General features: G+C 25.3%; 11 protein-coding genes and 1 tRNA gene. All 12 read right to left on the bottom strand.

Going from position 1 to position 14,415, the window contains the following annotated elements:
• Nucleotides 1–15: 15 nt before the first annotated feature.
• On the bottom strand, nt 16–846 hold the full coding sequence (locus EXC57_RS03495) for a hypothetical protein (protein ID WP_004024948.1): 831 nt from the start codon (nt 844–846) through the stop codon (nt 16–18).
• A 289-nt stretch (nt 847–1,135) separates the two neighbouring features.
• Nucleotides 1,136–2,110 carry an IS30 family transposase gene (locus EXC57_RS03500; RefSeq protein WP_129692495.1) on the bottom strand — a complete coding sequence of 325 codons (975 nt, stop codon included), beginning with the start codon at nt 2,108–2,110 and terminating at the stop codon, nt 1,136–1,138.
• 152 nt (nt 2,111–2,262) lie between these two features.
• Nucleotides 2,263–2,970 carry a nucleotide exchange factor GrpE gene (locus EXC57_RS03505; RefSeq protein ID WP_004024949.1) on the bottom strand — a complete coding sequence of 236 codons (708 nt, stop codon included), beginning with the start codon at nt 2,968–2,970 and terminating at the stop codon, nt 2,263–2,265.
• Nucleotides 2,971–2,972: 2 nt separating this feature from the next.
• Nucleotides 2,973–4,136 (bottom strand): molecular chaperone DnaJ, encoded by a 1,164-nt coding sequence (gene dnaJ, locus EXC57_RS03510; protein WP_004024950.1) that lies wholly within the window; start codon nt 4,134–4,136, stop codon nt 2,973–2,975.
• A 123-nt stretch (nt 4,137–4,259) separates the two neighbouring features.
• Complete coding sequence (locus EXC57_RS03515) at nt 4,260–4,988, bottom strand: DUF3196 family protein (RefSeq protein ID WP_004024951.1); 729 nt, start codon at nt 4,986–4,988, stop codon at nt 4,260–4,262.
• Nucleotides 4,989–4,991: 3 nt separating this feature from the next.
• On the bottom strand, nt 4,992–5,540 hold the full coding sequence (locus tag EXC57_RS03520) for a DUF402 domain-containing protein (protein WP_129692646.1): 549 nt from the start codon (nt 5,538–5,540) through the stop codon (nt 4,992–4,994).
• A 129-nt stretch (nt 5,541–5,669) separates the two neighbouring features.
• Nucleotides 5,670–5,746 (bottom strand) — tRNA-His (locus EXC57_RS03525).
• A 62-nt stretch (nt 5,747–5,808) separates the two neighbouring features.
• Nucleotides 5,809–9,102, bottom strand: coding sequence for a hypothetical protein (locus tag EXC57_RS03530; protein ID WP_129692647.1), 3,294 nt, complete (start codon nt 9,100–9,102; stop codon nt 5,809–5,811).
• Nucleotides 9,103–9,114: 12 nt separating this feature from the next.
• Nucleotides 9,115–10,272, bottom strand: coding sequence for a hypothetical protein (locus tag EXC57_RS03535; protein WP_129692648.1), 1,158 nt, complete (start codon nt 10,270–10,272; stop codon nt 9,115–9,117).
• Nucleotides 10,273–10,290: 18 nt separating this feature from the next.
• Entirely contained in the window at nt 10,291–12,489 is a 2,199-nt protein-coding gene (locus tag EXC57_RS03540) for a lipoprotein 17-related variable surface protein (protein ID WP_129692649.1), read from the bottom strand.
• A 285-nt stretch (nt 12,490–12,774) separates the two neighbouring features.
• Nucleotides 12,775–13,089 carry a hypothetical protein gene (locus EXC57_RS03545; RefSeq protein WP_004024850.1) on the bottom strand — a complete coding sequence of 105 codons (315 nt, stop codon included), beginning with the start codon at nt 13,087–13,089 and terminating at the stop codon, nt 12,775–12,777.
• Between the two features lie 84 nt (nt 13,090–13,173).
• Nucleotides 13,174–14,349 (bottom strand): J domain-containing protein, encoded by a 1,176-nt coding sequence (locus EXC57_RS05230; RefSeq protein WP_004024849.1) that lies wholly within the window; start codon nt 14,347–14,349, stop codon nt 13,174–13,176.
• Between the last annotated feature and the right edge of the window lie 66 nt (nt 14,350–14,415).

A 14,415-nucleotide genomic window follows, 5' to 3' on the forward strand; every position in this document is an offset into this window, starting at 1 on the left:
CATATACCTATTTAATTAATTTTTAGATTGTCCTAAATGTGTTCAAATTTTTTCTAATTGGTCATCTACATATTTTTTTGTAGCAGCATCAGTGTCTTTTCTTGGTTGAGCCAAATTAGTAATGTTTTTAAAATTGGCATCAATAAAGATTGAGTTTTCTTTGTCAGTTGCAAATACATGATTTTTTTCAAAGATTTGAATTTCTTGCATCATTGGCTGTAGCTCATCAAAATTCTCTAACATGAAAATATTTACTAAGTCTGTTAACTTTAACATGGTTGATCTTGTCATATCAATCGCATCATCAGCAACAGGAATCCCATTATCTCTCATGTCTCTAAGTTTTGCATATAATTTTTTAACTTTGTCTAATTCATCTTTATATGCTTTTTCAAGACTTGCTGGTGATATCATATCAGAGTCAGTGTTTCTTAGTTTATCTTTAATATTTGCTTGTAGGTCGTTTCAAGAAATTGCAAATATATTTGGATTTATAATTACTTGGTTTTGAGCTTTTTGATTTTCGTCTCTTACAAATTCTTTATAGTCATAAACATTTTTAGCAATTATTTTATATAAGTAACCATACTTTTTGTGATTACCTTTTCTTAATGCCATAATAATTGATTTACGATATAAATCAATTTCAGCTTTTGTTGGAGCATCAAGAGTTTTGTTCATGAATTTGTAAATAACTCCTACAACTTCATCACTCTTATCAATAATTCTTATATACAAAGCAAGGTTTCTTTTAAAATCCTCACTATCATATTCGTAATCTAAAGATTTATTTTCTGTGTTTTGTTCATTTGTAAGATCTTTTTCTTTTAGTTCTTTGTCTGCCATAAAAAATCCTATTGATTACCTTTCTTTCAAACAACTATTCTAATTATAGTATAAAAATTAATAAAAATAAATATTACATGCTATAATAAAATTTTATCACGGACTAATGCTTTACTATTATAAAAGCTACTGAGTAGTGTTTTTATTGATTATTATAAAAATATGTTTGTAAATAAAAAATATAACAACCATGATTAGTTGTTATATCCCTAACTGACATGTGAAGTGCAACACTTCAATGTTACATTAAACTCTCGACTTTGAAATATAAGTTGAGAGTTTTTTTGTTTTAAATATTTTCTTGATACATTTGGTAAGCTGTTTTATAACCAAACATTTTTCTTGGGATGTTGTTTACTTTTCATTCAAGAGTTTTTATTTTATCTTCACTTACTAAACTGAAGTCAGTTCCTTTTTTATATCATCTTCTAACTATCCCATTTATGTTCTCGTTGGACCCTCTTTGGAATGAAGAATAAGGTTGGCAATAATAAACTTTAAAGTTGAATTGTTTTGCAGTTATTCCCATCATTTGAAACTCTAACCCATTATCAACAGTGATGCTTTTTATTGGGAGTTTTTCATCTCGAATAATGGTATACATTTTAGCCATCATTGATCTAGCGTTCTTCCCTTTTATTTTTCTAATAATTGCCAACCTTGTTTTTCTTTCCACTAATGTCAATAAGTGGTAATAACCACTTTGCCTTTTACTAACTATTAGATCAGCTTCTCAATGTCCAAATTCTTTTCTATTGTTTATCTTTTCTGGTCTTAGACTATAAGGAATGCAGTATTTTCCATCAATTTTAGAAAATATACCTATTTTTCTTCTTTTTCCTTTAACATATTTTCTTCTTAAACAATCTCTTCTTTGTATCTTTCAAATCTTGCTATTGATTCATCTAAATACTTGCCTAGCACTTGGAACTTTAACTAACGGATAGTTTTCTTTTATTCAAAAAATTGTAGCTTCTACACCATGAGATTTAGGATTAAATTTTTGAATAAAAAGATCTGTGAAGTTTTTGTACTTCAACATAAAAAACATATGACAATTTGATTTTCTTCTAATGTATTTTTTGTGAGCAGTTGATGAATAATAAATCCCTGTTGAAGATGTGTTTCTTTTTAATTCTCTTGATATTGTTGATTTGTTTTTATTTAAGATTTTTGCAATCTTATTCATAGAATATTTTTCTTTATTTCAAAGAAAATAAATTAAGCATCTTTCTTCTTTTGTTAAATGTTTATAAGTTTTCATAAGCACTCCTAATATTCATTATCTTTTTATTAGTGAACACTTACAAACAAAACAAATGAAGTGCACACTCTTTTTTGAGTGTTGCACTTCACATGTCAATCGAGCATATAACAACCATGATTAGTTGTTATATTAATCTTTATTATTCTTTATTATTTTGAAACTTGTACTACAGCATGCTTCACAACTCTATCATGAAGTTTATAACCTTTTTTAATAACTTTAGTTACAAGATTAGGTTTTGTTCCTTTAACTTCAACAGTTTCAAAAGGGTCCATAGTGTTTGGGTCAAATTCATCATTTACATTAATTTGAATTTCTTTAACTCCATTATCTGAAAGATAATTTTTAAACATACTACTAAACATTGCAAAACCTTTTAAATAGTTTTGAATTTCAGGATTATTAGGTGAGTTGTTAACTGCTAATTCAAAATTGTTAATGATGTCTATTAAATCAACAATTTTGTCTTTTAAAGCATACTTTTTAATTTCAAAAACTTCTTTTTCAAATTTTATTTGATATTCTTTAATTTTTTCATCAAGTCTTAATTGTGCTTCTTTAGCTTTGTCGTTTACTTTAATTACAAGAGTTTTATTAAGATCTTGAATTTGGTTTTCCAAGTTTTTAATTGATTGCTTTTTTGTTTCAAGTTCTTTCTTTAGATTTGTTATTTCTATTTGTAGTTCATTTACTTTATCATTTTTAATATCTTTTATACTTAAATCTTTTTTAATGCTTAAATCTTTTTTAATTTCATGATTTGGATTGTTTTGTTGATTTGTTTCAGTATTTGTCGATTGTTCTGTTTTTTTTGTAAAATTTTTGTCTTTACCAAAATCTTTTTGTTTATTTTCCATAATTACTTAATCTCCTTTTTAGCCTCATTTAAATATTTTTTTATTTCATCATTTGTTCTTTCAGCAAACTTAGATAATTCTTTTAATTCTGATTGGCTATATTTTTTAGGACTTGTTAATTCTATAACCGCAAATAAATCACCATTACTTCCAAATCTCTTATTTGATTTAAAACCATGACCTGAAATTGTAATAATATCATTATTTTTAGTACCAGCTTTTATTTTGATGGTTTTAATTCCATGAGGTGTTGGAACATCAATTTCTCCACCAACTATAGCTTGAACTGGGTCAACTTTTGCTATTACATAAATATTATTATTTTTTCTTTCAAATATTTTTGATGGAGTTACTTCTATATTAATAAATAGATCACCTTTTTTACCATTTATTAAATTCCCTTGTCCACTTACAACAAGTGTTTCACCTGAATTTACTCCACTTGGAATTTCAACATTTAAAGTTACTTTTTCTTTTTTATATTTTTGGCCTTTACAATCATGACATTTTTTAATTACAATTTTACCTTCACCATGACAATCTGGACAAACTGATTGTGATTGAACTATACCAAGCATAGTTCTTTTCCTTGTGAATACAAACCCTTGTCCCTTACAAGTTTCACATGTTTTTACAGAATCTGGTTCATTTGTATTTCCAGTACCATGACAAGTTTTACAATCAACATTTATTTGGTAATCAATTTTTTTACTAGTACCAAGAACTGACTCTACAAAGGTAATGCTTACATTTAATAATAAATTAGCGCTAACGCTTTCTTGGGATTGTTTTCTTCCAAATCCACCAAAGCCACCAAATCCGCTAAAGGCATTGAATATATCCTCAAACCCGTTAGTATATCCATCTTCATCGCCCATACCACCACCAAAGAATTGGTTAAATATATCAAATGGATCAAAACCTTGTGAATGGAAACCTTGAGAATTTAATCCATCATGGCCAAATCGATCATATGTTGCTTTTTTGTTTGGGTCACTCAAAACTTCATAGGCTTCGTTAACTTCTTTAAATTTTTCTTCAGCGTCAGCGGCCTTATTTCTATCTGGGTGATATTCCATAGCTTTTTTTCTAAAAGCTCTTTTAATATCAGATTCACTTGCGTTTTTACTTATTCCCAATACTTCATAATAATCCCTTTTAGACATACTGAATACCCCATTTATTTATGTATAACTATATATATTATAAATTATATATTATCACACTAATATCGAAAGTGCTAAACAAGATTAATATTGTAATGTGCAAATAATAAAAAAATAAAACCCTTATTGAAGGATTTTATTAATTAGTGTTGTAATCTCATCATCTTTTATTTTTTCGCCCCTTAAAGTGTTATACATATATCCAAATATAGATTTGGCTAACTCTTTATAATCATAATTAGGAATACTTGGAAAATAATATTTATATATTAATGTTAATATGTTGTAACAAAAATTTAAAAGTGATGGTTCTTTTGATGCTAAATCATCAATAATCTTTTTTGTGTTTGCATATAATTCAATTTGTTCAAACAAACTTGTTTCAATTGGATTTATATTAAATGTTTCTCCAATGTTTTGATTATGATATCTAAAATTTTTATCTATACCAAAACAAATAAACATTTCAAAAATAGAATTTTTGTCTTCATTAGAAACAGTTTTTGAAATTAATATATCTTCAAAAAAATCAATTTCATTGTCTTTTAAATCACTATTATATCTTTCAAAAAATAATCATAAAGCTGAGGGATTTATTTTTTTGTTTTCAAAAACTTTATTCAATAGTTGTTTTCTATCTAAATTTTCAACATCGTATAAACCACTAAAATAACTTTTATCTGCTTTTGTTTGCAGCAATAAGTCTTCAAGGATTGTTTGTTTATCTAATGGAATATATGGTGCTTCAAGTTCATCTTCAATTAAAAAAATAGCATCATCATATTTTTTTTCTTCTAATAATTTTTCTGCTTTAGCAATTATTTCATCATAGTATTTTTCAATATCTGACATATATTATTCCTGTTGTTCAATTTTTATATATTCATTTATTAAATCAATATTTATTTTTTCAAAAATACTTTTTCTGAAGCTCTCATCCTGAAAAAGTTTTAATCTTTTTTCAATTTGACTTAATATTTGTTTTTCATAACGGTATGCAACTTTATTTTCATCATACTCATCAAGATCTAAGATTTTGTATTCATCCAATACATTGTTTTTCATTTTAATATCAACATCAAAATCATAGTACTTAATAGCTTCTTCTTCATGAATGAAAGGAGAAGCAAAATTAACATAATAATTTAATGTATCATTTGGTGTTAATGTTGCTATTATGTTATATCACTTATCATAAAAAAAGAACCAAAATGAAGGTTTAAGATTTTTAGAGTGAAAGTTTCTAGATGAATTTTTTTCATTTGTTATGACTCTAGAATTATATAAAGATACACATATGTATTCATCAGTCATAGCAACAACTTTAGGGAATTCTCATACTCTATATAATCAACCATTTCTTTTATAAGCATGAACCATTATTTTTTTTCTAACACTTATCATAATAAACCACTCTCTTAATTATTGATGTAAATATCTTAATATTAAAACAAAATATAATAACTGAAAAGATATTTAACAATAAATTAAAAATGAAATTAGTAAAAACTAATTTCATCATGTTTTTATAAATGGGGCGACCAACGGGACTTGAACCCGCGAATGCCTGAGTCACAGTCAGGTGTGTTAGCCGACTTCACCATAGTCGCCATATAAACAAATACTTATTTATTATAATACATAAGTACTTGTTTACTTTAAATAAATATTATTATTTTACTTCTTTAACTTTTTTAAAGTTTTTGTAGAACTGCTTTGTTGAAAATACTGTATTTTTTTTCTTTTCTTTTTTAATAATATGAAGTGCTAATCAAATTGCAAATAAAACAATTGCAGCAACTACTATTATAACCATTCAGAAAGCTATTATATCGTTAACACTTATAAATCCTCTTAAATTTAAACTAGCAACTCTATAAGTATTAAGTTGAGGATAATATAAAGTATAGTTAGCTGTAACAGTTCCTGTTTCATCGTCTGGTACTAAATCAATGTTTTTAACTACAAATTGAGAAATATTATTTTCTTGTTTAGTAGTATTTTCATTAGTTGATATAGTTGAATTTTTAATATTTTTTGTTGGTGTTTCAATATATGAACCATTAGTTAATTTAAGTAAATTAGTTTTTTCTTGGAATTCAAGATAACCTATACCATCTTGTTTAGAATAACTATTTACATAATTTGAAGGTAATATACCACTAAGTTTATTTACACCAAGATCTGCTTGTGTAGTTGAAGCATTAGTAAATGTTTGGTTACTACCAATATCATTTTTTCATTCGAAAACAGCTAATGATGCACCTAATTCAAACTCAATAGGTTCAAACAATTTAGCAGATTTTGAATTGTTTTTTAAAGCATTAACTCATTCATTAGTAAGTGTTAAATGAGATCCATCACTTAATAAAATGTTAGTTTGTGTATTAGGTGATAATTTCACAACCATATGAACTTTATTTGGTGTAGATTTAGCTTCATCAATTTTTCATTCAAGTTTTGATGTATCAACTCATGGATTTTTTGTTTTTATAAATTTAGACATTTCATTTCCAAATTCATTTTTAATTTCATCAACACTTTTAGACACTGATCAAGAATTAGCTAATTTTTCATCAACTTCAAAGAATGGATTAGTAGTTGTTTCAGTTTCACTAAACATTCCAAATTTGTCAGCCAACGATAAGAAACCTGAACCATTTTCTATATTAGGTCTACCATAATCAGTACTACTAAAGCTAACAGAAAGATGTGAATCTAAAACTTTATCTGGAACATTAGCATCTTTTTTATAAGTTAAAGTACCATTTAAATTACCATTAACAACATCTTGGATTCATTCAGCAGATCCATTTTGGTGTGATGGTGTTCATGTTCATTGACTTACTTTTTGTAAATAACCACTAGACAAAGAAAGCGAATCAATTAAATCAGCTGTTGTTAAATCTAAAATTGATTTTTGAGTTTTTAAAGATTGTAATTTTCAAACATCAGCACTAATTTGTTTATAATCATCAAGTTTTTTACTTGTCTTAAAATCAGCACTACCTCTAATGTTTGAATTACCTATAGAAGTACTACCTTCATTTTTCTTAATTGTATACTCAATAGTTATAAGTCCTTTATTAATGTCTTCTTTCACATTAATTTGTTTAGAAGTATCTTTTTTACCCTCTTCAGTTCCATTTTCATTTATTTTGTAAATATTAATATCTGATTCAGTTATTCCAACACCATTTCCTTGATGAATAAAATTATCAAGAATTTGTTTAGCTGTAAAATCTGTCGCATATTGAGTTGATAACAATTCTTGTTGTTTATCATATTTAGATTTATCAATAGATGGTATTGTTATAAGTTGGAAAATCATATCATTATATTTTCTAAAACCATCTAATTTATAAGCTGGTAAAAGTCTTGTATAAAAAGAATTATCAGATCATCAATTTTTAATACTCAACTTAAATCTAAATTCTATAAATCCATTAATGTTGTCAACATTGAAATGGATAGATTGTGTTGCATCTGCATAAGGTTCACCATTTAATTGAACTAATTCAGCATTATAATTTTTAGCATCTATATTTGTAATAGATAGTAATTTTTTCACATCTTCATTATTTAAATCACCAGCTAATTTTTCATTATATTTAAGGTTAGTTGCTTGTTCTTTAAAATCTTTGATTTCTGGTTTTATAACATCAATTAAATTAGTTTCACCACTAGAGTTTTGAATACCTTTTAAACCTTTAAGGTTTTTGTCTTTGGAAAGCAATAGATTGGCGTTTGAACTTGTGTTGTCAGTTGTATAAAAGATAGCTAATTTTGAGTTTTTAGCGCTTTCATTATTAGAAATTATCATTGGTGTAGTAATATTTGATTTTAATGAACACTTATTCAAACCATCATTACTTGTAAAATAAACATCACCATTTAATTGATCGTAATCTATATATTCAATTTGTTTCCCACCAACTTGCACTTCAGAATTATTAGTTATATTTTTGTTTCTATATTCAAATTTTACTAATTTACTATTTGTTCCAATAATTGGTAGAATAAGATTTTTATCTCCATTAGTACCAGAGTTTAATACTCCTATATTTCAAACAATATTAGAAATGTTAACACCGTTTGAATTATAAAAATTTCCTGATTGTGTTCCAATTAAAGAAAATGAATTATTAATTAAGTTCATTTGAATTTTTGTTGGATTAGTGTTGTTATCAACTGTAGTTAAAGCATAAACACCTTTTTCAACTTCAACAATACTTTTTAAAACATTATTACTTATGTTTGAAATAAGTGTATCATCAATTGCAACATTACTAATTGATAAGTTTCTTGAGTTTAAAACACTTACATTTCCACTAACGCCATTTGCTTTTTGCCCACTAAGTGAAGCATTATCATTAACAATAAAAACAGTTCCATTTTCATCCATAAAAGCTTTATTTGCTGAAATATCTAAACCATTTTTATTTGTTATGAAATAATTTTTGTATTTTTCTGTTTCTGGAACATTTGAATTTCTATTTGGAAAATAAGGTGTTCCATCTTCTAAATTCAATTGAAAATAAAACGAAGATATACCATTAATCTCGCTACTAAGTTTCCCAACAACACCCACTATATTATCGTTGTTGCTATAAGTTATATTCATTTCTGAAATTGTTGCACCAGTTAAACTATTGTTTGTAAAAAATGCACTGTTAGCTACATCATAACTTCAAACTAAATCTCCTAAAAATGAACTTAAATAAATTGTATTATTGTCTTTTGTTAAAAAACCATTTTTAGTAGCTTGTTTTACATCAGTTTTGCTGTTAGACAAAATAGGATTTGTTTGTTCTATTTCAGTTCTAGTTTTTCTACTATTATTTAAATTTACACTTGCTAAAGTATTTTTATGACCAACGTTGTTGTAAATACCAGTAGCAACTACTGAAATACCTAATAAAGAAGCAGAAATTGGCAAAATTCACTTTTTAATAAATTTTTTCATATTCATCCCCTCCTATTTAGAATTATTTTTTTCAACGTATTTAACAACTTCGTCATGTCTTTTTTCTTTTAACATTTCAAGTCTTTTTTGATTGTTGTTTTTTAATTTATTTAGATATTCAATGTCATGTGAATTTGTAACAGTTTTTCTTAAATTACGTTTAATTACCTTTGTGTAAACTAAGAAAACAACACCTGCAGCAATAATACCTAAACCTGCAATAACTGGAACTCAAATTGCATAAGGTGATAAAGGAATTTTAAATCCTGTTAGTTCAATTCTTTTATAAACCTGTCCACCTTCTGGAACAACTTGTTCTTGAGAATTTACTGCACTATTTAAAACTTGACTACTATTTAGAACATGGCTTCTACTATTTCCAGATGTAGCATAAATTGTAACAACTAAAGTACCAGCTGATCTATTTGGACTTAATACTATATTATTAACATCATAATAAGATGCTGAGAATAAATCTTGAACTACTGTTTCTTTAGTAATGTCATCAGCAAACATTTCTTTATTAATGTTTTCATATCTAACATTTTCTAAATTAATTTTTACTTCTTTAGCTGAAGTATCAATTTCTACAGAATTACCATGATAATCTGTTGGTTTATTTCAAGTAAAATCTTGAACTGCTGTATTTATTGCAACACTAGTTTTAAATGGGTATTGTAATAATTCAGATTTAGAAAAATCGTTTATATTTTGTTGAGTTCAAACAAATGCTTCTGTACCAATAAATAATTGAGAAACTGAATTAGGTTTGATTTCAATTTTTAAAGGTAATGAATTACTTGTTATTTTTGAATTATTTTCATCCAAAGAAATGTTCAATTGATCAAAAGATAAATAAGGTACTGATATCAATGAAGCTAATGTAGTATTTAAAACATTTTTATTTGATGTAACTGCATCATTGTATTCATCTCAAATTTGTTGAGATGTTAATAATCCATTATATGAATTAACAGTAACATTCTTGAAATCATTACCAACAGCTTTAAACCCATCTATTTTTTTATTTTCTAAAATTTTTCTTTTATTTGAAGGTAAAAATTGATTTTTTGAAAGCAATGAAACTGTTAAACTTCCATCAATATCATTTGGAGTAACTTCAAAATCTCACTCAGTTGGTGAAGTTGGAAATTTGTGGCCTAAAACCACTAGTTTGTCAAATATATCTTAAAGTGTCACTTGTGAAGGATATTGATTTAAGAATCCATTTTCTTTTAAAGTGGCATCATCATTTACTGCTACTTCATAACCCTTAGAACTTAAGAAACCATCATAAGTAAATGTTTTAGTATAATAACTAGAATCAAATCCAGTTGGTAAATATTTTGAAATATCAACAGTAACTTTTAAAGTACCATTTTCATCATCAACAACTTTTTGGACATCTGATTCTTGAAGTTTAATGTTATTACCATTTTTATCTTTCATATTGATAACAACAAAATCATTAATAATTTCAAGATTAGTTATATCACTTGGATATTTAATAGATTTAAATTCATTAATTTTGTCGTACTTAATATTATTAACACTATCATTTGTTTTTTCGGTTACTAAATGGAATATACCTTCTTTTTTATACATTCCATCAACAATAGTTTTAATATTGAATGATGCAAAATCATTAGATACATCTGTTCATCATTTTTGATATTTAACTTCATAATTTACAGTAAGAATACCATTTTTATCATCACTTTCAGTTGTTGATGATACATATCAAGCTCCCTTATTAGGGTTTCCTGAAATTTTTAACAATCTATTTAATTCATCTGTACTTACAGAACTTGGAGCTGCATTTTTATAAAAATCTTGACTTTTAATTTCTGCATTTATATCATTGTAATTTCTATAAGGTAAATTAACTTGATTATTAAAATTGTTGTCCTTAAAATAATATCCTACTGTTTTTGTTACATCATTTTTGTCATAAATAATTATTGGAGATTCTGTTATTTTAGTTTTAGAAAAAACAGGACTAAAAGTTTTTACATTACTAATTGGTTTAGATTCTCCATCACCAGCAATAATTGTATAATATTTCAAATCTGATTCAGAAAGATCTGTATAACCAACAGATGCATTACTTGAACTTCAAATGTTTGATGTAATAACTCTTTGAGTAACATCATCATAGTAAAAAGAAGATACGTCTTGATCTAATTTTTTAGATTTATCTTGCATATCTAAAAATTTATTTATAGATATTGTTTTATTAGATGAATTGTAATCAAATTTATAAACTGCATTACATCTACCTGCAATAACAAAGACAGATGAACTTATATTTGCATCATTATTGTTAGCATAAAAACCATATTTTGGTACAGCATTTAAATCTTTTGAAACATCTGAAAATAAAGCCATACCATAATTTGTATTAATTGAAACAGGTTGTCCGTTTGCGTTTATAATAGGTTTTAAATTGTCATCCACTACAACTACTTTTTGTTTAAAACCATCTTTATGCTTATCTGCTGTTGGTTCTTCCCCTGTTGGAGCTGTAAGTAAAACAAAGTTAGCATTAGAACCTTTTTTACCTTCAACAAGTGCTGTTAAGATTCAATCATTTGCTCTTATTTTTCCATCTTGTACACCAAGAGCATGTGAACCTATACCACTAAAAGAACTTATCCCATATGTACTATTAATTGTAATTTTAGATGTAACTTCACTATATCCAGCTTTTTTAATTTTAAGTGTTGGAAAGTCATTATTAGTATTCATTTGTCCATCAACAGTTGCAATAATGTCATTGTTTGAATTTTTATATAATACAGTAACACCATCAGCAACTTTAGTAGAGTTGCTTAATGGATCAACAACATTATTGGCATTTCTAATTGGACTAAAAACTAATCCTGTTGATGCATCAACTGCAAAAACAAGTCCATTTTTATAAGCATTGTCTGTAGTATCTGAAGTTAAAATAACAATTAAATTGCTTTCTTCTAGATATTTTCAAGAAACAATTTTTACTGATTTAGTATCAACACCTGGATATTGAGCATTATAAAAAGAATTAAAATCAGAATTAGTGTCCAAATTCAATCTTCATATTTCAACCCCTTCATAAGCTGTCATTATCAATTGTCTTTGATCATTAGAATATCCAATATATCCACTTTCAGTTGAAATCGGTGCAGAATATTTATTATCTGCAATTGGAATGTAATCAAATTGATTATTAGTAGCTTGTGTTTCAGCAGAGTTTAATTTTTGTTTAGCAACAAAATTGTTTTTTGTATTATTAACGATTTTATTACCATGTGATGAAACTACATTACCAACAATAAAACCTAAACTTCCAAGAGCAACTGATACTCCAAGAATGTTTGAATAAGTTTTCTTTTTAAATTTTGGCATAATTCCCCCTTTTAAAAATAATCTTAAAACTAGAAGTTTAAAATTATTTTTATAAATATAAGTATTTAAAATTCACTTATTATCTTTCAATTATATTATATAAAAATAAAATATTCTATTATTAATAAAGAACGACCTTTTTTATATTTTTTATAAATGTTTAAAAAAGCAAAAAAATAGATTTAGTAGTTTATATAAAAAATAATAAAGACAATAAAATCAGTAAGTATTTAATAATACCCACTGACTTAATAAAATTAAGTTTAATAAAATATATAAGTTAAATTACATTAATGTAATAATAAATTTAAAATTTATTCATATTTTTTCTAAAAAGCATTCAAGATAGTAAACATTTCAAGGCGTAAGATATTCAATTAAAGCACTTGGATCAAACTCTTCTTTTTTGTTGCATATTTCTTTTAAGCTATTTGTATACCTGAATCAAAGACTTTTAAATCCTTGCTTGTTTATTACATACCTTGGTTCTAATAATTGATATCAAAATGCCATAGAAACAATTAACTGATTACCTTTATATTTAAATTTTTCAATTTCTACTTCGTTTTTTTTACTTATTTTAGTTACATATACTTTCATGCATTTAACCACTTTAAATTTTTATTTCGATTATATAAATAATAACATTTATTAATAAGATTTTTAAAGCATTGAAGACACAAATTATTCAAACGATGATTTTAATGTTTCATAAGCTTTATTTATAATTGCCATTTTTTCATTTGAATCTTGTTCTTTATAAATATCAGGATGGTATTTTTTTGCCATCTTTTTATAAGCGTTTTTAATTTCATCAATAGTTGGGTTTTTTGATGAAATATTTAAAATTGATGCAGATTCTTCAAATGTCATGTGTTTTAAATTATTCAAAGAAGTTTTTTTAAATTCTTCATCATTGCTTTTTGTTTTTTGTTCTTGTTGTTTGTTTTCTTGATTATAGTTGTTTGTTTGGCTGTTGCTGTTTTTTTGTTGGTGGTTATTGTTGAATGTTTGGTTTTTAAATCTGTTGTTATAGTTGTCGTATATATATGTATAGTATTTATTTATTTCAGCCAAAACAGCATTATATATAGTATCTGATATATAGTTATATATATTATTAATATCAATTTTTTTATTAAAAAAAGCAACTAAAGGATTTGATAAAAACTTTAGTTTTTTCATAATTTGGGGAACAAAACTAACATTTAAATTTTTAATAACATTGATAACCAAATTCATTTTGGAATCTCTTGCATCAAAACAACCAAAATACATAAAGTGTTTTTCATTATAAAAATATAATGCATTGGCATATTTTGGAGAATTATCATAAGATTTATAATCCATTCTTTTCACACCAAAATATTTAAAAGATTCAAACTTATAATTACTATTAGATATTTTAATTTCTTTTAAAATTTGAAAAAAAACAAATGAAGTAATTCAAAGTTCAATATTATAAGTGAACTTATTTTTATAAAGATTTAATATTGTAAATAGCGCACTAAAATCAATTAAATTGTTATTGCTTCATTCTATTAATTTTGAAGATAGTTCATTAGGACCGTTTTGGTAATTTTCATTAATCAATAAATTTATTTCATGATGGATTTTGCTATCTTGAGTTGGAACAAGAATTTCATTAACTAAAAAATTATCAATATCTACACTATTGTATGTTTTTTTGTTTTTCTTTAGTGGAATTCATTTTTCAAAATTTTTCTTTAATGTTATCAAAAATTTTAATTGGAATTTTCCACCCTCTTCTTTAGAAGTTATTTTTCTGTTAAGGTAATAAAACAAAAAAACACCGACACCCAATCCTAAAAGTATTAAAAAGATTATTATAAAAACCATACTAATTCCACACTACGTAAATATATAAATATAAATTTAATTAATTTTAATAATAGTGATAATAAA

This window comes from Malacoplasma iowae (assembly GCF_900660615.1).
In the GTDB taxonomy this organism is placed as follows: domain Bacteria; phylum Bacillota_I; class Bacilli_A; order Mycoplasmatales; family Mycoplasmoidaceae; genus Malacoplasma; species Malacoplasma iowae.